A 20,476-nucleotide genomic window follows, 5' to 3' on the forward strand; every position below is an offset into this window, starting at 1 on the left:
GACAAGCGTCAGATTTTCAGTTAAAAATTTGGCATAACGATCAACCATATTGCGCAATTCCCAACCTCCTGCCTCCAGAATCTTTCAGTCGCCAGGAAGTCCAGGTATGACATAAATTATGGAATCGGAATTTTCAATGCCCTGCTTTCCTGATTGCATTCATTCAAGCCAGCTTACAAAATCACCACGTGCAGCCTGCAGCCGCAATTGTGCTTCTGCCAGACCAGATACTAACTCCAGATAACCAAGCTGCGTCTCATAACGCATGCGAGTGGCATCGAGAAGCTCGACGATCGAACTCTTGCCCAATCGATAAGCATCTTCTGCCATCTGCTTTAAAGAAGGTAAACGTGGCTCCAGCTGTTGCTCAAAATGATCAAACGCTGCTGTCCGCTGAGTGACCAGAGCAGTATAGCGCTGCACATCAGCCTGCACTTTGGCTTCTGCCAGATAACGTCGCAGACCGGCTGATTGTTCCTCTGCTTTTGCCCTGTCAAAAGCACCTCCCCGGGTTCCAAAAATCGGTACTTCGATCGAAATACCAATGGTATTGCTTGCTCCGTATGGCGCACTGGTCCAGAATCGGCCAGCAGTCAGCGAGACATTCGGGAAGCGTTCCCGATGGGCAACCTCGGTATTCGCTCTGGCGGCTGCTTCCTCCCGGCGGGCAGCAATGAGTACCGGATGCTTGTCGGGGTTGCCGGATACCCCCATATCGACGTTCTTCAAGGGTAGCAACTCACCAGTACCATGTGGTCTCCAGTCTGAAAAACCAAGCAACGTGGCGAGATGGGCCTGGCGATCAGCCAGTTCCGCCTTGGACTCCACTGATCGTGTATGCCATGTAGCCTGCTCGATATCAAGGCGCAGCAGGTCATACTGGCTTGCCATACCACTCATCTGACGGCCTGCTACGATATTCCGCAAATGGTCCAGCTCCGTCATGCTTGCCATCAGAGTAGCGTGTTTTTCCTGGGCAGCAAGCAGTGCGATGAAGGCAGCGCCGGCATCGGCTGCAAGCTCATTGCCGGAAGCATCAAAATAAGCCTGTGCAGCTCTGATGCCTTGCTCGGCGGCTTCAACACGGGCACCGCGCTGACCAGCGATGAGAAGAGGTTGTTCGATCGAAATTTCCTGCGCTCTGGCACCTTCGAAATCGGTAAATGCACGTGGTTGATGTGAGTGGTTATAACTGATCGTCGGGTTTGGATAGGCACTGGCAGTACGCCGTTCGGCACGGGCAACAGCAATATTCTGCCGTTCGAGTGCCAGACGGGGGCTGGCCTTTCTGGCCAGAGTCAGTACACCGGCCATATCCACTGATTCCGGCGGGTTTTGTGCCAGAACCGGTAACGCTATCAGCAGGAACACAAAAGCTGTCAAACGGGGAATCATGCGTCAACCTCTTCAGGTGTTCGAAGTTGCTCGGAGGTAATCAGGCGATAGATCACGGGCAACACGAATAATGTAACAGCCAGCGTGGTCAGCATGCCACCAACCACGACCAGAGCAAACGGGCGTTGAGTCTCGCTGCCGACACCCGTAGACAGCGCCATTGGCAGTAAACCGAAGAGAGCGAGTAGAGAGGCCATCAGTACGGAACGCAACCGCTCCGTCGCACCCTCCAGAAGAGCAGGCAGCAATGCTTCTCCATCCCGTCGGCGTGCTTCAGTTGCCGACAGAACGAGTACCCCTATCAGCGATACCTGACCAAGCAATGCGATGAAGCCAATGGCAGCACTGACTGAAAGCGGGATGCCGGCAATCAGGAGAGCAAAGACGCCACCGGTCAGAGCAAAAGGAACGGTTGCCAGGATTGCAAAGACGCTGCGACCGCTGTTCATGGCCATATAAAGCAGACCCAGTACCAGCAGTACGGCAACCGGCACCACCAGCTTCAGGCGGTTGGCAGCACGTTCCTGATTCTCAAATTCACCGCCCCAGACAAAATAATGTCCGTCCGGTGCCTTGATTCCAGCATCGACAGCTGCGATCGCATCCTGGATGACAGATCCCATATCACGATCTTTGATATTGAATTTGAGCGCGAGAAAACGGACATTGCCTTCTCGCACGATCGAAGCCGCCCCATTGGCAATCTTGATGTCAGCCAGTTGCTGCAAAGGGAGACGTGCTCCGGATGGTGTCGTGATGATCAGACCAGCAATTTTGTCAAAATCATCGCGAACAGGTTTGGGCAGCAAGAGACGTATCGGAACAGGTCGCTCTCCTTCCCAGTACTGTGTCACGATTCGACCGGAAAGAGCCGTTTCAATTGTTCTGGCAGCTTCTTCGATTGGCACCCCTGCACGTGCCAGTGCGGAGCGATCGAGATGGATGCGCAATTGCGGGCTTGATACATCGCGATACAAATCCAGTTCAGTAATGCCTGGTATGTCCCTGAGCGCGGCTTTTGCCTGCTTCAAGGTGTCACGCATGAGTGCCAGGTCGTTGCCGAAAATCTTGAGCACAACCTTGCCTCTTACGCCACTCACCGCTTCTTCGACACTGTCCCTGATCGGCTGCGAAAAGTTGAAACGTACACCGGGAATTTCCATGAGTGCGTTACGCATGGCCTCGATCAGTTGCGGTTTGTCCCATCCACTCTGCCATGTCTCCTGAGATTTCAGTCGTACGAAGGTTTTCAGCATGTTGACGCCTTCGTTATCAGTACCATCCTCCGGCCGGCCATGCTCGGTATGTACATCAAGCGTTTCGGGAAAATGACTCAGGCGCTTGTGGACTTCCTGCAGGATCTCCTGGCTTTTTTCCAGGGCAATACTGGTGGGCATCTCGACAAAAACAGCCAGATCTCCTTCATCCAGTTCCGGTAGGAATTCCGTTCCCAACCGGGAAAATGCAAAAGCACTTGTCAACAAGAGTGCGGTCGCCAGGATCAAAACCGTACCACGCAATGCCATGGTTCGGTTCAGCAGCTTGTAATAGCCGCCCCGCAGTTTTCCAATCCAGCGGGGCTCGGTCAATCTGGCATGTTCCGGTTTGAACAGGCAGGCACAAAGTGCCGGCACTACCGTCAATGAGAAAATCAGTGCTCCGCCCAGAGCAAAGGCGTAAGTGAGGGCAAGTGGCCGGAAAATACGGCCCTCCACCGATTGCAGTGTAAACACTGGCAACAGGGCAGCAATGATGATCAGCATGGCAAAGAAGATAGGACGCCCGACTTCTTTTGTCGAACGGATCACCAGATGCAGTACCGCCTTTTTATTGGCTGGCCGCTCATGCCGGATGGCATGGATGACGTTCTCAACCAGTACCACTGCCCCATCAACCAGGATACCGAAGTCAATGGCTCCCATGGAAATCAAGTTGGCAGGCAATCCCAGCGTATGCAGACCAAGAAAGGCGACCAGTAACGACAAAGGAATGACTACTGCAACAACTACCGAACCGGCGATACTGCGCAGAAAAAGCCAGACGATACCAACTACGAGCAAAAAACCATGCAAGAGATTCTCATGCACGGTCGCCAGCGTAAGATCCACCAGTACGCTGCGGTCGTGCACTGCTTCAATCTTCATACCAGCCGGAAGAATAGTCGAATTGAGCATTCCGACCTGATGATGAATTTCATCCAGTACAAGCGAGGGATTTTCTCCGCGCCGCATTAAAACCAGACCTTCTACAACTTCTTTTCCGTCGATTCCTCCTACCGATCCTCGTCGCGGTGTGGCAGCAAGTTTGACGATTGCCACATCACTGACCGTCAGTGCTGAACCGTTACTGGTCTTCAGAGGAATCTTTTTGATATCCTCAATTGAATCGATATAGCCGATACCGCGAATGGTGAGCTCCTGGTCCCCATGACGCAGAAATCCACCACCTACATTGAGATTTGCTTTGCGAATTGCTTCTTCAAGTGCTTCCAGGGCAAGCCCGGCAGCATATAACTTCAGTGGATCAGCCTCGATATGGATTTCTTTGAGAAATCCACCGAAAGACACGACATCGGCAACGCCCTGTATTCGTCGCAAGACACTGGCGATATTCCACTGCATCTCCGAACGAAGCTGGTAGAGATCATGACGATCGCTCATGACCCGGAAGCGATAGATCTTGCCAAGCGGAGTTGCCTCCGGCGCCAGTACCGGCATGACATCTTCCGGCAGATCAGCCTGGAATAATCGTTGCCTCACCAGCATGCGGCTGATGAAAGGATCGGCATCGTCATTGAAAATCATTGTCACGAGTGATAGCCCGAAGAGACTTTCACTGCGCAACAGGGTCATGTCTGGAGCGCCATTGAGCACCCGTTCCAGAGGAATAGTCACCTGGCGCTCAATCTCCTCGGCGGCATAACCCGGCATCTGAGCGATCACCTGTACCTGCGCGTTGGTGACATCTGGAAAAGCCTCGATCGGGGTATCAAGATAGGCGCGCATACCTAAAATAACGATGACCGCAGCGATGAATAAGGCCGCCAGACGCCGATGAACACAATGTTTGATGATCAGATTCAGCATCGTGTTCTTAAAGTAGTTGCTCAGCGGTGCCATCGAGTAACAGGGCGCCTTTCACCACAACTTCCTCGCCGGCTTGCAGCCCTTCCAGGATGATCACCCGGCCGTCGTATGAATTTCCGGTACGTACCGGACGAGGCTCGAAACTGCCATCGGATCGCTGCACATAGACAATCTGCTGACTATCTTCTTTGATCAGGATTGCCGAGGCTGGCAGATTCAAGCTGGTATCGCTCACGGTACTCAGCCGCACTTCTGCCAGCATGCCGGATGAGAGATATCCAGTCTTTTCCTTGAAAGAAAGATAAACGGGTATACGTCGCTGTTCGCCATCGACTGCCTGTCCGATACCATCAACAATCGCATCCAGTCTCGTATCAATGGCCGGCACGCGGATTCTAGCTGATTGACCAACAGTAACATGACTAATTTCACTTTCCGAGATATCGGCAATTGCCCACAGCTCATCGGGATCCCCGATTTCGACCAGAGCATCTCCTCCTGGAGATACTACGGTGCCGATACTGACCTTGATATCCAGAACGACGCCATCTACCGGGGCACGCAGAACGAAGCGATCTCCTTTACCTTCCCCTATCAGGGCGGTCATGTGCTTTGCCCGCTCAAGCTCAGCACGCGCTTCGCGAACGGCGGTTTCAGCACTGAAACGTTCGACCTCCAGACCGACCCCCTTTCTGATCATCTCGTTTTGACGTTTCAGCAAATCTTCAGCGGCAGCATTCCTGGCTGCAGCCTGATTGAGTATGGCACGAGCTGCTGCCACGTCAGCGCTCTGCAGCGTCATGAGCGGTCTTCCGGTCTTGACGGTTTCGCCTGGCCGCACGCCGATGGAAAGGACGCGCGCTACCACAGGGGAGCCGATGGCCGTCATTGCTTGCGGCCGGAAGACTATTCGTCCAGGCAAGACAGCTCCCAATGTATCCGTCCTTGTGCCCACAGCTTCAACCGCGACAAACTGGCGAGATGCTTCTGCCATTACCAGACCGCCGACACGATCACTGACTTTATGTTCTACCGCCTGCTCGGGTACGATTGCACCTGAGCACGCTGCCAGACAGGCAATCACCAGCAATATGCCAAGGCGGCGAAGAACGAAGTTCATTATTGCCATTACGGCCCCTTTCAGAATATAACTCACGCTCCCTTTGTTGCGGGAGTGTGTAACATAGCAAAACACTCCTTAAAAAGTTCTGACAATGGTTCAAAAACAACAAGATGAGAATTCTCCTGGTTGAGGATGACAGCGCCTTGCGCGATACACTTTCTCAGGCATTGCGACTGGCTGGTTATGGGGTCGATCCCGTATCGGACGGACGGGCAGCCGATAACGCTCTGGCAGCCAATATCTATGATCTGGTAGTACTCGATCTTGGTCTGCCTTATCTCGATGGAATGACAGTGCTGCGACGTCTGCGCGATCGTAAGAATCGCACGCCGGTTTTAGTGCTAACTGCCCGTGACGGGATCAATGAGCGGGTGCAGGGACTTAAAACCGGAGCGGATGATTACCTCACCAAACCTTTCGCCTTGCCAGAACTGGAAGCCCGTATTGAAGCACTGCTTCGTCGTGCTGCCGGCGGGCAGGTACGGTTGACTCACGGGCCGCTTGAATTTGATCTGGATGGCCATGTTGTCTCAATCAATGGTGAACCTGCTCATTTCTCTGTGCGAGAAATGATGGTGCTTGAAGTATTGATGCAGCGGGCCGGGCAGGTCGTGATCAAAACGCGCCTTGCCCAGAAAATCAGTAATTGGGATGACGAAATTGGAGTCAATACGATCGAGGTCTATATTCACCGGCTACGCAAGAAACTGGAACCTTGGGGGATACGCATCCGGACTATCCATGGACTTGGCTATCTGCTGGAACCCTATGCCAAAATTTGAGCACTTGTCTCTGCGACAACGACTGCTACTCTGGCTGCTGCCTCCCATCATACTGTTGACCGGTATCTGGATAGGTGTTGCCTACGCAATCATCCTGCATTTCGCCAATCTGGCTTATGATCGGGCACTGGAAGACACGGTACAGACCCTGGCCAGCCAGGTTCATATTGAACCAGATCGAGTCGAAATCAATCTGCCACCCGCTGCTCGCCGTATGCTGGAGTTTGATCAGGTAGATACAGTTTATTTCAGTGTATCGGATGAGCATGGACATCAGCTGGTTGGTAACCATGTGCTGCCGTCCAATCCGGATGATGATAGGGCACCAGGAGAAACCTGGTTCTACAACAATATGGTCGATGGAAAGCATTTGCGCCTGGTAGAGTACACAATTCCTAACCGGCATACCGGCGAAGCAATTCATGTTCGGGTAGCCGAGACACTGAACAAACGCAAAATCCTTTCACGGGAAGTATTGACTTACTACATGCTGGCACCCCAACTCCTCTTTCTCTTCGGTATCGGGCTGCTTGTCTGGTACGGTATCGGTCGCGGCATTGCCCCTCTGAGCCGCATTCGTGATGCCATCGCCCAACGTACCCATGAAGACTTAGGTCCATTGATCGAAACCGGGCTGCCTGCAGAAGTCCGTGAACAGGTACACGTGATCAATGATCTGATGGCACGTCTGGGGCGAACGATTGCAGCCCAGCGACGCTTCATTGCTGATGCGACCCATCAGTTACGTACCCCTATCACCGTACTTCGAACCCAGATCGAACTTGCGCTGCGGGCTGATCCGAGTGATCTGCGCACTTTTATTACAAAACTGGATGCGACCTCGGCTCGTCTTTCCCGCCTGACAAATCAGTTACTCAACCTGAATCGCGCAGAAGCCGGTTTGACGGGTGCACCAGAATTTGCCCGTTTGGCAGTCGGTGAATGGACTGAAGATGTTGTTGCCGAGCATGTACCGATGGCGCTGGATAAGGCCATTGAAATCAGCGTTGATATTGCGGAAGGCATACCGGTAATACGCGGTGATCGACAACTTCTCTCCGAAATGCTGGCCAATCTGATCGATAATGCCATCCGCTATACGCCCGCAGGAGGAAGAATCAAAGTTGACGTACGACAGGCGAGAGAAAATGTCATCCTGACCATTACGGATAACGGACCAGGCATTCCACAATCAGAGAAACAACATGTCCTGAAACGTTTCTACCGGGGAATCGAAACCGGCGCTTTTGTTGGAAGTGGTCTGGGACTGACAATTGCCCATGAAATCCTGATACTGCACGGTGGGCGAATCGAACTTGTTGCCGTATCGAAAGACAATTCCGGATTATGCGTAACGGTTGAAATCCCTGTAACCATTGCGACTTCCCGATGATGAAAATAGCTGTGACAGGAAAGCCAGCTTGTTCTACAGAGGAAAAACCTTGTATGGCGACAATAATGTTAAGCCTGGTTCAGCGGTCATTATGATTGCGGTTGCCACCGGTACGGTGGTATGCCACCTGCTGATGTTGCGCAGTCACGGATTTGCCGGCAGGACGTCTCTGTCTGCGATCATTTCGTCCGGTATCAGCTCCGAGTGGACGGGATTCCGGGAGGTTCCAGGTATTGCCGTTGACTTCTTTACGCGGTTGGGTGGGCTTGCGGCGGATGTTGCCAGTATCGGGTGATGCATAATCCGTTAGCGTGTGCGGAGCAGATAACGGATTATCCCGATTATTGTTGCCGGCACGATTTCGCTCATTACGCTGCCCGTGCCGGCTTTTCTGTGGCGGATTGTCACACCTGCCGGAGTTGTGCGGTTGGACGGGCGCCGGTTCAGCATCGTGATCCGGTTCGAAACCGGGTAAAGTGGATCGTTCGATTTCGTGTCCGATCAGGCGTTCGATACCCTGCAGCAGTTTGAATTCATCCGCGCAGACCAGGGAAATTGCAGTGCCCGTTGCGCCTGCACGGCCGGTGCGACCAATGCGATGAACATACGCTTCGGCAACATCGGGCAAATCGTAATTCACCACATGCGGGAGTTGGTCGATATCCAGACCGCGCGCGGCAATGTCGGTTGCCACCAGCACCTGCAATTCACCGGCCTTGAACGCAGCCAGCGCACTGGTGCGGGCGTTTTGGCTTTTGTTGCCATGAATCGCCAGCGCGGGAATATCCGCCTTTGCCAGCTTCTTCACCAAGGCATTTGCGCCATGTTTGGTACGGGTAAACACCAGCACCTGAGACCAGCGATGGGTCTCGATCAAATGCACCAGAACATCGCGCTTTTTACTGCGATCAACGATATGCACATGTTGTGAAATTGCTGCTGCAGTAGGGTTGTTGCGGGCGACTTCGACGTAAGCGGGATCGGCCAGAAGACTGCTGGCCAGTTTTTTGATTTCGTCCGGACAGGTGGCCGAGAACAGAAGATTCTGGCGCTGCCCGGGCAACAGTTTGATCACCCGACGGATATCACGAATGAAACCCATGTCAAGCATGCGATCGGCTTCATCCAGCACCAGGATTTCAACCCGCGACAGATCGATCGTACCCTGGCTCACATGGTCGAGTAAACGGCCGGGGGTGGCTACCAGAATATCGACACGGCGCTTCAGCTGCTCGATTTGCGGATTAATCTTCACGCCGCCAAACATTGCCATCGTGGTCAGTTTCAAATATTTGCCATAGATGCGTACGCTTTCTTCTACCTGTGCAGCCAGTTCGCGTGTCGGTGTCAGGATCAAAGCACGGATTGGCGGATGGTCTGCGGGTGATCCCAGCCTGATATCAGTCGACAGGCGATGCAGAATCGGCAGAGTAAATCCGGCCGTTTTGCCGGTGCCAGTCTGTGCGCCTGCCAGCATATCGCGGCCTGCGAGTATAAGAGGTATTGCTTGTGCCTGAATCGGCGTAGGGGTGACATAACCGGTTTCTTCAACTGCACGTAAAATTTCGGCAGACAGGCCGAGTTCTGAAAATAAGGGCATGGAATAATTCCTGGTATCGAGCCTTGCATCCTGCTCCGAAATTCGGGGCAGAAATCAGTCGAGGCTGATATTTCGTGTCTGAAAGGAATATCAAGCGGACAATGCCTGAAGCAGAAGCCGGGTTGACGGTGCGCTGACTGATCGAAGCGCACCTGCTGAGCGGCGAAGTATAGCACGTTACGTTGGCAATCAGTGGTGGGGCAGGGCGACTGGCATAAGATATGCAGCCATATGTCCGGACTTTGTACGAAACGCTTGTCTCTATCCCTGGGGATCTGCTGAGCCCTGACTGCGGTGGCCAACCTGATCAATCGATCCAGAACGCGCCGCGCTGACGCTGTAAGTACCAGGCTGAGTTTCCCGTTTCACGACATGCGCCGTAACGAAAGGAGGGCGGTAGCCCGGGAAATTTGAAGCGCAGATCGATGAACCAAACGCAGACATGCTGTGCGGTATGATCAATACCATCCAGAACCGGGAATTGTGCGAATTGACGAAACGATTTCAGAGCCAACTGCTGCCAGGCGTCGTGCGACAGGGCTGCATATTCGGGAGATTGGTTGTTATGCAAGCTGTAGTACGATCGCCAGCTTGCCATTGCCAGCGGGTGATAGGCCGCAGCCATCTTACACAACGGGCTATCCGAATCCGCACATTTGAGCGGGGTGCTCCGTCTCAGATTGACGCGTGCGACATGCAACTCGGTGCCATCACGAATAATCACCATCTGATTGAAAGGTGACAAAGGTTGCGGCAACGCGCTGACTGCCTGCTGGTCGAGCATTTTTTCAGCGGCGTACGCTTTCCCCACCTGCATGGCTTCCTGATGAAGCATCCCTAAAAACGACACATATGCCACGATACCGATCAGTGCAGTTGCTGCATAGATCCGTTTTTCCGGAAAAATGGCACTCAGGACAAGCCCGGCAAGAATAATCGCAGTGAACCACGGGTCGATAACGAAAACGAGTGGCAGAGAAAACCGCCCAGTGGAAAACGGCGCCAGCAGCATCAGCCCGTATGCCGTCACCAGATCGCCCAGAATATGGATCAGGATACCCAGGCATGCCGGGATGAAAAATGATTGCCAGGAATAGCGTTGCCTGGTAAATCTGGAAAACAGATGCGCCAGCAGTAATGCCCAGAAAGGCAGCAGCACGAGCGAATGAGTCGGCCCCTGATGCCAGTTGAGATAAGTCAGTGTGTCAATCAGCCGCAAGATGACATCACTGTCCGGAAAGGCGGCCGCCACACTGCTGGCAATGATGCGCTCCCGCAGCGGCAACCGCTGATCATGGGAGGAAGTAGCCGCCCTCATCAGCAATGCACCGCTCAGCGCATGGGTCACAGGATCCATTGTTCTCCCCTGTATTCCCTGTACCAGATGCACCCCGGGATGCGTTCAGCCGGGTTACCGGAGTTAATCGAGCTGCAGCGGAATTTGCCGGCTGGGTGGCACTGTACTTTTTGCGGGATCGCTGCCATAAATCTTCTCACCAAACCAGGCAGCCACGGTCAGGCGGCGCTTCAAAAACTGCCGGGTATGGCGCGAGTTTTCTGATGTGTCCCGCATCCAGAAAAAGAAAGTCATCAGATAAATGGTCGTCAGTGTGCTTTCCTCCAATGCCCGCCGCATGAATGTGGCATCCCGCTGAGCCGCCTCGCGTATCCATTGCACGGTGCGGCTGACACGCATGACAGCAGGTATCTGAATATGGATATGCCCGAATTCCAGCTTGGACATGATCATCTGCCGGGTTACTTTACGCTGTACCGCCAGCGCATCCAGCCAGGTCATGATGAGATGGTGGATACGGTCAGAGGCAGTCAGTTCAAGAAAACCGGCGGATTCGGCCTCGTTCAGCATACAGCCATCAGCGCGATCGAACCAGGCAGCGATCAGCTCATCTTTCTCGCGGAAATACAACCGGATTTCATCCAGGGGAACCGCCAGCCTGGCTGCGATATCATATAGCCGCACTGCTTCCCAGGACGTGCAGGCAGCCAGCTCCACTGCCGTATCGATGATTGCATCACGCATCGGGTTATTACTGATCGCCATATTGAGCCTCCTTTTCTTAAAACAGAAAATAGCGTACTTCATTCTGGAAACTGTAATCGGATGAATAGTAAGACTGCTATGCATCCGCGCTTCCCCAAACTGATAAGCGATCAACTGCAGTTTCCAAGTTCATTGTACCGGTGCACAGCCTGATTTTTCAGCCTTCTTCATAAGAATCAAGCGGGTTTTTCCACATGAGTGTCTTTCACGCAGATAACGGAAAATCAAGGATCAACACTGTTTGCTGCTGACTAAACGCCATGTTTGCGAATTTCAGATTGCTTTCCATTCAGCTAACGCTATGAATGTTTGATGATTGTCGTCAGTCTGGTTTTGAGCAGGGATATACTTGGGGGATTTTGAGTTGGCGTTTTAAGGTGTTTGTATAGGGATGGTCTGAAGTAGCTATGTTTTTTTTGCCGCCGCGAGGTGCGCGCGGTGGCCATTTCTACGCCGGTGTAACCCGCGTCGGCACCGACCATGTTTTCCTCGCCGTGCAGCAGTTTGTCGACCTGGGTAATGTCTGCAACGTTGGCTGCTGTACCGACCACGCTGTGCACCAAACCCGATTCGTCATCGACTCCGATGTGGGCTTTCATGCCAAAGTAATACTGGTTGACCTTCCTGGTCTGGTGTATTTTCGGGTCACGCTTGCCATCCTTGTTCTTGATCGAACTCGGCGCATTGATCAGCGTGGCATCGACGATGGTGCCCTGGCGCAACGATAAACCCTGGTCACCCAGATAGCCATTAATGACGCCCAGAATGCTGGGTGCCAGCTCATGTTTTTCCAGTAAACGACGAAAGTTGAGGATGGTGGTTTCGTCGGAAATACGCTCCAGATTCAACCCGGAAAACTGGCTCAGGATGGTGGTCTCGTACAATGCTTCCTCCATCGTCGGATCGCTGTAGCCGAACCAGTTCTGCATCAGATGCACACGCAGCATCGCAATCAACGGATAAGACGGGCGACCGCCTTCACCCTTGGGATAGTGCGGTTCGATCAGAGCAATCAAGTCCTTCCATGGCATAACATGATCCATCTCGATCAGAAACAAAATTCCTCGCGAGTCTGCTTGCGTTTGCCGGCGTACTCAGCGTCGGCGAAGGTCATCTGCTTCATCGAAAAACTCAGCGGGTTAAATCCGGGTATTTCGCCAAAATCAGGAAGTCTTATTCAGAGGTTCCCTAAGAGGTTTGTATGGCATTTTTTACTGCAGACCCTCAGTCAGGAAAAGCCAGAAGGGGCTATCCGGATAAAACACTGCACAGCGAGAACCCTCTGTGCAGTGTTCTGATGCGATCAGTGTACGCTCGGCGCAAAATAAGCCGAAATTACGATTAATAAAGCCAGCACTGTTATAATTAACACAGCAGCGCCCATCATTTTTCTAAAGGTTTCTGTATCGCTACCTTTTACTATTTCGCTCATTTTCATTACTCCTTTTTCGTATGAACCCGGAGAAAATCATGCACCTGATTGATCTGCATTTTATTGATCCATGTCAATAAAATGTATTACAGGTAATAGCGCTTGCTGTTTATAACACCTCCTGTTCCTGTTTAGAGGCTCAGAAGTATCCAGGGTTCCACGAGCGCAGGTCAGTTCGCACTGGGTTTCTTTCCAGGCTATGATTTTTATTCAGCTACTCAGAATCCAAATGCGTCGATGCTTGACTACGGTATCGGGGTACTGGGGATTACACCAATCGGTAAAGCTGTTGGCACAGGTATCAGGCTCGGCGATAATCTGATCGGGGCAGCAGCAAAAGTAGCAGGCACCGGCGCTGAGAACGCGGCCAATGGTCTTAAGCTCAACAAGTCCTTGGCGAGTCAGGCTCAAATGGGCGAGGCAGGGAAAACGATGGCCGGTGCTGGTAGCCTGCACCATTCAGAGATTCGGAGCGAGTGGCTAGCTGTTTAGTCCCACTTATTGGTCGTCAGCTTTCCTTCAAATCCATCCAGCAGGCGATTCAATACCTTGCATTGCTTTGATGCGATCCATAAATTTTTTATATGACTTTTCGTTTTAAAAAACGAATTTACCATCTTTATCCAAAAAGATTGTTTTGTTAGAGTAGTCACTTACTCCCCTTCAGGAGAATGCATAGGAGAAATTGTAATGATGCTCAAATTCAAAGGCGAGCTGCTAGCAGCATTGTTGGGCGTTAATGTGCTGCTGGCCGTACCTCCTGCGAGCGCGCAGGAGGTTGGCGAAAAGGTCACGCTGAACTTTCAGCAAGCAATACCAAACATTCCTGGAAAATCCTTGATCGTTGTTGAGGTGGAATATGCACCTGGCGCCGCATCAGTACCTCATCATCACGCGCAATCGGCTTTCATCTACGCGTATGTTCTGAAAGGCGCTATTGAGTCGCAGGTTAATGACGAAGAAGCACGTATTTACCAAGCAGGCCAGAGCTGGTCAGAAGCGCCTGGTGCTTTGCATTCGATCAGCCGCAATGCAAGTCAGACCGAGCCCGCAAAGCTATTAGCGGTTTTTGTAGTGGATAGTTCCGACAAAACACTCACTCAACCCGTTAAATAGCTTAGTTAAAGGGAATTGAAATGTCCGTTCGTATTGACTACAACCATGTTGCTCCGGGCGCATCTGCGGCTTGGGGTGGTGTCTATCGCTATGTGCTGAAAAGTGGGCTGCCAGCCGAACTGGTGGAGTTGGTGTACCTTCGGGTATCGCAAATCAACAATTGTGCTTTTTGCTTGGACATGCACACACGAGACTTGCTCGCTAAAGGGGTGAAAGTCGAGAAGCTGGCCTTGGTTCAAGCTTGGAGGGAGGCAGCCCAGTTATTTGACGAACGTGAACGTACGGCTCTTGCTTGGGCGGAGTCAGTGACAAAAGTAGCTCAGACGGGTGTCCCTGATGAGGACTATGCTAAAGCCAGATCTGTTTTCAACGAAAAAGAATTGGTAGATCTGACGGTAGCGATCAGCCTGATGAACGCCTACAACCGGATGGCGATCAGCTTCCGAAGCACGCCAAAAGCGGCTGAACAGGGGCACAGCCTGCGGTAAGATAGTTGCCTGGTTACCGTGTCAGCTTCTTGAGAGTTAGCTATCAAGGTTCTCGCTAGTTCGTCTGGCGTCTAAAGAGTTAACGGGACATTAACTCGGTCAGCTTCATAGAATGCATCTTTGGTGAAGCCGCCGGTACTGACGTAGCGCCCGCGATCATCCTTGTGGCACCTTATTTTGTGTAGTAAGTACGTCATGCAGCAGCAACTCTGTAATGTCGCGAAGTGCCGTGTCTTGGGAGCACTTCGCCAGCGCCGCCCATTTGCTGGTCGTCAGCTTTCCCTCAAATCTATCCGGCAACCGGTTTAACACCTTGATCTGACGCTCATTCATTGGGATGGCTGTTGCCCATCCTCAGAACTTAGCCTTGGCCAGCACCTGATCCAGGGTGGTGTGTGCCTGTTCGACGGCCTTCAGCAGCTCAGCCAAGAACCATTTCAACCAGGCGGTCACGTCCAAACTGCCTAATGGAGCCCAAAACGACTTGCATGGGGCCGGTAGAGTCGTCTCGTCAATTGTCGACAAGAATTTGATTTATTCCGGAGTAGCCAGTCGGAAACAATGCAGCGTGCCAACCGAACAGACGCTCAGTGGCGAGATTAGCAGACGCACCATGAAGCTCATCAGGATATACTGAATTACATCGCTATGTTTTACGACAGCTACCTGCCTGAATTGCTTCGGTGTTCGCATGGATGATAATGATTTGTTCAGTATTTTTACCGAATGGAAGCCTCGGGTGACCTTCCGGTAAAATGATTTTGTTGTTCATCCTTTGATATAGAAATGGAATGAGATCAGGAGACCTGAGATATGAAGAGACAACTGGACAGTATTTTCAACCCCGGTGTCATCGCCTGTATCGGTGCATCCGGCAGGGAAGGGTCAGTCGGATTCGCTCTGCTGCATAATTTGCTCGATGGCGATTTCAAAGGCAGGGTCTACCCTGTCAATCCGAAGCATGAATCCATTCAGGGAGTGACAGCCTATAAGAAGATCGGGGATTTGCCCGAAAAAGCAGATCTGGCCGTGATTGCCACGCCCGCGCATACCGTCCCCGGGGTCGTTGAGGAATGCGGGAAAGCAGGTGTGGGAGGGCTTCTGATCATCTCAGCGGGATTCAGCGAGGCAGGTGAGGCAGGGCGGCAGATGCTGGAGCAGATCACAGCTACCTGTCAGCAGTACGGTATGCGGCTCGTCGGCCCCAATTGCCTGGGTTTCATCAACACTGCGGCGGGTATCAATGCCAGTTTTGCCACCAAAATGGCTGTCAGGGGCAACATTGCTTTTATTTCCCAGAGCGGTGCTTTGTGCACTTCCATTCTCGACTGGGCGCAGGATCAGAACGTGGGTTTCAGTCATTTCGTTTCTATCGGTTCGATGGTGGATGTCGGCTTTGCGGAGTTGATCGACTATTTCGGGGTGGATAATGAGACATCTTCCATTCTGATCTATATGGAAGCGCTTAAGGATGCCCGTAAGTTCATGAGTGCCGCACGTGCTTTCGCCCGCACCAAGCCGATCATCATACTTAAAGCAGGCAAGAGCCAGGAAGGCAGCCAGGCCACGCTGTCGCATACCGGTTCTATTGCCGGTAATGACGCGGTATTTGATGCGGCATTCCAGCGTGCCGGCATTATCCGGGTGGATACGATCGCCCAGTTGTTCAATTGTGCCCAGGCTCTGGCTACGCAGCCGCGCCCTCAGGGCAACCGTCTTGCAATCGTGACGAATGCGGGGGGGCCGGGGGTGCTGGCAACGGATTATCTGGTCACCCGGGATGGCCAGCTGGCGCATTTATCGGAAAAAATCATACATCAGCTGAATGAGGATCTGCCGTCGGGCTGGAGTCACGGTAATCCGGTGGATGTGCTCGGTGATGCGAATGCTGCCACCTATCACCAGGCACTGGCAGCGTGTTTGGCTGATGAGAATGTGGATGGTGTGCTTGCTATTCTGACTGCTCAGGCTGTCACCGATCCGGCTGGCGCGGCCCGTGAGGTAGTGAAAGCCGCGGCAAATTCTCATAAACCGGTGCTGGCTGTATGGATGGGGGAAAGCGATGTGGCCGAGGGGAGGGACGTGCTCGAAGCCGGCAAAATACCGCATTATCGCTATCCGGAAAGTGCGGTGGATGTGTTTCTGAGAATGTGTCAGTACTCGCGTAATCTCGAATTACTGTATGAAACCCCTGAAGAGGTGCCACAGCGATTCACCCCGCGCAAGGATTCGGCCTGGCGTATCATTCGTAAGGCTTTGTCGGCAGGGCGCAAACATCTTACGGAGAACGAGGCGAAGGATCTGCTTGCCTGCTATGCCATTCCTGTCGGGATCAGCAGGCTCGCCACCTCGGCGGAGGAAGCGGCCAGATTTGCCGGCGAAATCGGATTTCCGGTAGCGATGAAAATCGTTTCTCCCGATGTGCTGCACAAGACCGATGTCGGCGGTGTAAAACTCAATATCAGTGATCATGCTGCTGCCAGCACAGCCTATCAGGCTATTCTGGAATCAGTACTCAGTCATGTACCCGCGGCTGACGTGCACGGTGTGCTGATCGAGGCCATGGCAAAAAAGCCTTTCGAACTGCTGATCGGTGCCAAAAAAGATGCCGTTTTCGGACCGGTCATCGCATTCGGCAGCGGTGGTGTGGCAGTCGAGATACTGCGTGATACCCAACTCGGTCTGCCCCCGCTCAATATGCATTTGTCCCGCCGGATTATCGAAGGCACCCGTATTTATCCGCTGCTGCAGGGCTATCGTAATATGCCGGGTGTGAATCTGGAAGATCTGGCTTTCACGCTGACCAAGTTTTCATATTTATTGATTGATTTTCCCGAAATCAGGGAGGTCGATATCAATCCCTATGCTGCCGACCATGAATCAGGTATTGCACTCGATGCCCGCATCCTCCTGGATTCATTTCAACCGCGACGCAAAGGACATCCGCATGATCATCTGGTGATTTCACCTTATCCGGGCAGATATATCAAACGTATTACACTGAAAAACGGGGTGGAAGTTATGTTGCGCCCCATCCGTCCGGAAGATGAACCAATGGAAACCCGGATGCTCGAGAATCTTTCCACCGAGACACTTTCTTTCCGTTTTTTCGGTAAGGTTCCCTACGTGAGCCATAGTTTCACTGCCCGGTTTACCCATATCGATTATGACCGTGAGATGGCAATCGTAGCGGAAGTCCTGGAAAACGGAGAGAAGCAAATGATTGGTGTAGTACGTATCATGGCGGATGCCTGGGGGGAAAATGCAGAATATGCCATCGTAGTTGCTGATGAATGGCAGGGGCTCGATCTCGGTAACAATCTGACTGACTATATCCTCGAAATCGCACGTGACAAGGGTATCGCCCGAATTCATGCAACCATGCTGGCCACCAACAAACGCATGATCCACATGTTTGAAAAACGCGGCTTCAGGATTTTCAGAGAGGATCCCGAAGCCTGTCACGCGGAACTGGATCTGGAAGCTAGCATGCCTTTTGCCGCAGAATTACCGTTTCAGCCAATATAACGGTTATACCCCGGCGGGAGCCTCATCATGATGCCTCCGGCTATCAGACGATGCACCGGGAAGCGTCATGAGACGAGTAGAAGTTTATTTCTTTTGTGTGTTAGTGCCCCGATCTAACAGCGCCTTTAATACGTATCAACTGGGTCTCTCCATTGGGGCCGCTAACGCCATCATTGTCGTTAGCAAACAGTAACGTTCCTTTTTTGGTAACCGCGAGACTTTCAATTTTCTCCAGCACCATACCGCCTGTCGCTTTGAGATCGGGCAACAAGTCACGTACCAGCGTTTTGCTGAGCGTCTCAAAAGACTCACCCTCAGGGCGGAACGTGATGCCTGAAACGGAGAATTCATAAACGCGTTTGATACGTGCATCAGTATTACCCTGGTTGTCGCGTTCGATGACGGCAAAACGGCCTTGGCCAAGTGCTGTTATTTCAGACAGGCCGACCCAGCCACCATTGGGAGACTGGCGCACCTCCAGCGGATAATAGGCAAATGTCCATTTACCAAGCGCGTGGTCATATCGACCGATCCTTACTTTTCCGCCTTCATTTGAATTGTCAGGCTCAGGATCATCAACCCAGGGGCGTTGGAATGCGGCATACAGAACTTCGCCATCATCTTCCATCACCGATGCAACACCTTCAAAACCAAACCGGCGCTGTTTTGCATTAACTGCATCCGGTAGCGTGATAGTTTCGATGATTGTCCCATCGGAGGCCGCATGCACCAGCATATTGAGACTGGTAACCGGTCTTTTAGGCTCATCCACAGACCCTGCACCTTCGGATGCGATCCAGAAACTGCCATCACCGCTTGCACTGACTGCAATTCCCTCGGGATCCAGATTAACGGTTTTTCCGCTATTTTTCAGCACGATCTCGTCGAAGATGACGGCAGGTTTTTTCCGGATATTCATAACGTAGATACGGCTTTGCTGATAAAAACTGTCATGAATGCTGTACAGCGTTTTGTCATCCTTGGGATCTATTGCAAAACCTGACAGTGCCCCCCATGGAATCGGCGTGCCATCGGGACGATCGGCAGAAATGATCGTCGGATACTCCGCCTTGTTTTTTTTCAGTTGATAGATGGTGATTACGCTGCGATATGCATCTCCGCGGGAATCGTTCTCACTGGCCGAAACCAGCAGATTTCTCTTCGGAATCGCTTTGATCCCTTCCGGGCCGATACCTGCCGGCAGTGTCTGCAAAAATTCGAGGGTGTTATCTCTTCTCTTTACCGTATAAACGAAAACAACGCTCGAACGCTCGGACGCCACGAACAGGAAGCGGTCGTTACCGAATTTTGCAAATGCCACACTCTCGGGTTCGTTGCCTTTGTTTTCTGAGCGATCATCAGGATAATGGCCTAAACGTACCACTTCATGTTCCAGCGTGTTCCCTGAAGAAAAAACAATATTGCCCTGTGTGTCAAATGTGGTAAAGCCACGGCTGCCGCCAAACAGATCACCTTCATCTGCCGTTGCAAACAGTTCATTGGAAATCCATGCAACGCCATCTGGTTCGCGTGGAATATCAAATTTGCTGTCGGTCAGATTGATGAGCGCGGGCTTTTCTTCTTTGGTGTCGATCTGATGCAGATCAACTGTACCTGCTGTGAAGTGGTTAATAATGTTACCTGTTGGCAGATCAACCAAGACAATATGATTATTTTCCTGCAGGGTGACTACGGCAATATTGTCTTCGTTGATCGCCACATACTCAGGTTCAGCATCATCGGGAAACAGTTCGGCAATTCCATCCAGACTGACATCGCGGATTGACCAGTTTGTCGGTGCATCCTTCAGGTCGATGATCTGTAATAAGCCGGGCGGCGCCTGTGGCGGTTCACCGTTACCCAACTTTTCATCGCGTTCATTTTCAATAACCACTGCGGCATAGCGCTCATCAGGGCTGACTGCGATGGAATCCGGTTGTCCAGCCAGTGTATGAGTTGCAACAATTTTCTGTGATTCGATGTCGACCACCTGCAGATGGCCGCTGGGTGTAGTAAAGCTGGGTGAGGTGTTGACCACAACCAGTGCAAAATTGCCGGCTACTACAACGGATGTTGGCTCACCACCGACATCGATTGCGCCAAGTACTTTCGGCTGATCAGGCTTTCTGATATCGACAAACCCCAGTTTTTTTGTCTGACTGTCGGTGTAAACCAGTGTCTTGCCGTCTTTACTGGCATCGATGATTTCAGCAACAGTTTCCAGGTCGATATCCGTGTTGAGATATACGGGAAATGTCGCGATACGGTTGAACAAACGATCTGCATTTGCAGCAAAAGGCAGCATGATACAAACCACCATTGCGGCTGCAATAGCAGAAAAACTGATTCTGTTTAGAAACGATGAATCCCCTTTTTCTTTCATGTATAAATCTCCCTGACTTTGAGTGGAACTGCGATGCCAGGATATTGATGACTGTTTATGTCATCGTGATGAAAGAGCAATGAAATTT

At 52.0% G+C, this 20,476-nt stretch carries 15 protein-coding genes and 1 pseudogene; 6 read left to right on the forward strand and 10 right to left on the reverse strand.

Annotated elements, in window-relative coordinates:
* Positions 1–159 precede the first annotated feature (159 nt).
* Genes ABO04_RS05850 through ABO04_RS05860 form a run of 3 tightly spaced genes read right to left on the reverse strand, consistent with a single transcriptional unit; the run spans position 160 to position 5,601 of the window.
* Complete coding sequence (locus ABO04_RS05850) at positions 160–1,395, reverse strand: TolC family protein (protein ID WP_160809743.1); 1,236 nt, start codon at positions 1,393–1,395, stop codon at positions 160–162.
* Positions 1,392–4,514, reverse strand: coding sequence for a CusA/CzcA family heavy metal efflux RND transporter (locus tag ABO04_RS05855; protein ID WP_205012749.1), 3,123 nt, complete (start codon positions 4,512–4,514; stop codon positions 1,392–1,394). The genes ABO04_RS05850 and ABO04_RS05855 overlap by 4 nt, the downstream gene beginning before the upstream one ends.
* A complete protein-coding gene (locus ABO04_RS05860; RefSeq protein ID WP_160809744.1) occupies positions 4,489–5,601 on the reverse strand; it encodes an efflux RND transporter periplasmic adaptor subunit in 1,113 nt (370 codons plus the stop codon). The genes ABO04_RS05855 and ABO04_RS05860 overlap by 26 nt, the downstream gene beginning before the upstream one ends.
* A 113-nt stretch (positions 5,602–5,714) precedes the next feature.
* Between ABO04_RS05860 and ABO04_RS05865 the strand changes: the two genes are divergently transcribed.
* Positions 5,715–6,386, forward strand: a complete 672-nt coding sequence (locus ABO04_RS05865; RefSeq protein WP_160809745.1) for a response regulator transcription factor — start codon at positions 5,715–5,717, stop codon at positions 6,384–6,386.
* The gene (locus ABO04_RS05870) at positions 6,373–7,779 is read left to right on the forward strand and encodes a sensor histidine kinase (RefSeq protein ID WP_160809746.1); all 1,407 of its coding nucleotides are present in this window, start codon (positions 6,373–6,375) and stop codon (positions 7,777–7,779) included. Before ABO04_RS05865 ends, ABO04_RS05870 begins: the two co-directional genes overlap by 14 nt.
* A 79-nt stretch (positions 7,780–7,858) precedes the next feature.
* Here the strand turns inward: ABO04_RS05870 and ABO04_RS05875 are convergent, their stop codons facing one another.
* From ABO04_RS05875 to ABO04_RS12245, 5 genes and pseudogenes are all read right to left on the reverse strand, one after another.
* A complete protein-coding gene (locus ABO04_RS05875) occupies positions 7,859–9,379 on the reverse strand; it encodes a DEAD/DEAH box helicase (RefSeq protein WP_160809747.1) in 1,521 nt (506 codons plus the stop codon).
* Between the two features lie 307 nt (positions 9,380–9,686).
* Entirely contained in the window at positions 9,687–10,736 is a 1,050-nt protein-coding gene (locus ABO04_RS05880; protein ID WP_160809748.1) for a metal-dependent hydrolase, read from the reverse strand.
* A gap of 63 nt (positions 10,737–10,799) precedes the next feature.
* Positions 10,800–11,441, reverse strand: a complete 642-nt coding sequence (locus ABO04_RS05885; RefSeq protein ID WP_160809749.1) for a TetR family transcriptional regulator — start codon at positions 11,439–11,441, stop codon at positions 10,800–10,802.
* Positions 11,442–11,812: 371 nt separating this feature from the next.
* Positions 11,813–12,564 (reverse strand): annotated as a pseudogene (locus tag ABO04_RS05890) (IS5 family transposase); the annotation flags it as partial.
* Between the two features lie 180 nt (positions 12,565–12,744).
* Positions 12,745–12,873 carry a hypothetical protein gene (locus ABO04_RS12245; protein WP_275689213.1) on the reverse strand — a complete coding sequence of 43 codons (129 nt, stop codon included), beginning with the start codon at positions 12,871–12,873 and terminating at the stop codon, positions 12,745–12,747.
* 237 nt (positions 12,874–13,110) lie between these two features.
* Here ABO04_RS12245 and ABO04_RS05895 point away from each other — a divergent pair, with 237 nt between their 5' ends.
* The 3 genes from ABO04_RS05895 (at position 13,111) to ABO04_RS05905 (ending at position 14,477) form a co-directional block, all read left to right on the forward strand.
* Positions 13,111–13,365 carry a hypothetical protein gene (locus ABO04_RS05895; protein ID WP_160809750.1) on the forward strand — a complete coding sequence of 85 codons (255 nt, stop codon included), beginning with the start codon at positions 13,111–13,113 and terminating at the stop codon, positions 13,363–13,365.
* Between the two features lie 198 nt (positions 13,366–13,563).
* The gene (locus ABO04_RS05900) at positions 13,564–13,989 is read left to right on the forward strand and encodes a cupin domain-containing protein (RefSeq protein ID WP_160809751.1); all 426 of its coding nucleotides are present in this window, start codon (positions 13,564–13,566) and stop codon (positions 13,987–13,989) included.
* Positions 13,990–14,009: 20 nt separating this feature from the next.
* Positions 14,010–14,477, forward strand: a complete 468-nt coding sequence (locus ABO04_RS05905) for a carboxymuconolactone decarboxylase family protein (protein ID WP_160809752.1) — start codon at positions 14,010–14,012, stop codon at positions 14,475–14,477.
* Positions 14,478–14,633: 156 nt separating this feature from the next.
* On the opposite strand, the gene ABO04_RS11900 is transcribed toward ABO04_RS05905, so the two are convergent.
* Entirely contained in the window at positions 14,634–14,810 is a 177-nt protein-coding gene (locus tag ABO04_RS11900; RefSeq protein ID WP_205012750.1) for a hypothetical protein, read from the reverse strand.
* 480 nt (positions 14,811–15,290) lie between these two features.
* Between ABO04_RS11900 and acs the strand changes: the two genes are divergently transcribed.
* A complete protein-coding gene (acs, locus tag ABO04_RS05915) occupies positions 15,291–18,005 on the forward strand; it encodes an acetate--CoA ligase alpha subunit (RefSeq protein WP_160809753.1) in 2,715 nt (904 codons plus the stop codon).
* Between the two features lie 100 nt (positions 18,006–18,105).
* On the opposite strand, the gene ABO04_RS05920 is transcribed toward acs, so the two are convergent.
* The gene (locus tag ABO04_RS05920) at positions 18,106–20,388 is read right to left on the reverse strand and encodes an esterase-like activity of phytase family protein (protein WP_160809754.1); all 2,283 of its coding nucleotides are present in this window, start codon (positions 20,386–20,388) and stop codon (positions 18,106–18,108) included.
* Between the last annotated feature and the right edge of the window lie 88 nt (positions 20,389–20,476).

Source organism: Nitrosomonas sp. HPC101 (genome assembly GCF_009833125.1).
GTDB lineage: Bacteria > Pseudomonadota > Gammaproteobacteria > Burkholderiales > Nitrosomonadaceae > Nitrosomonas.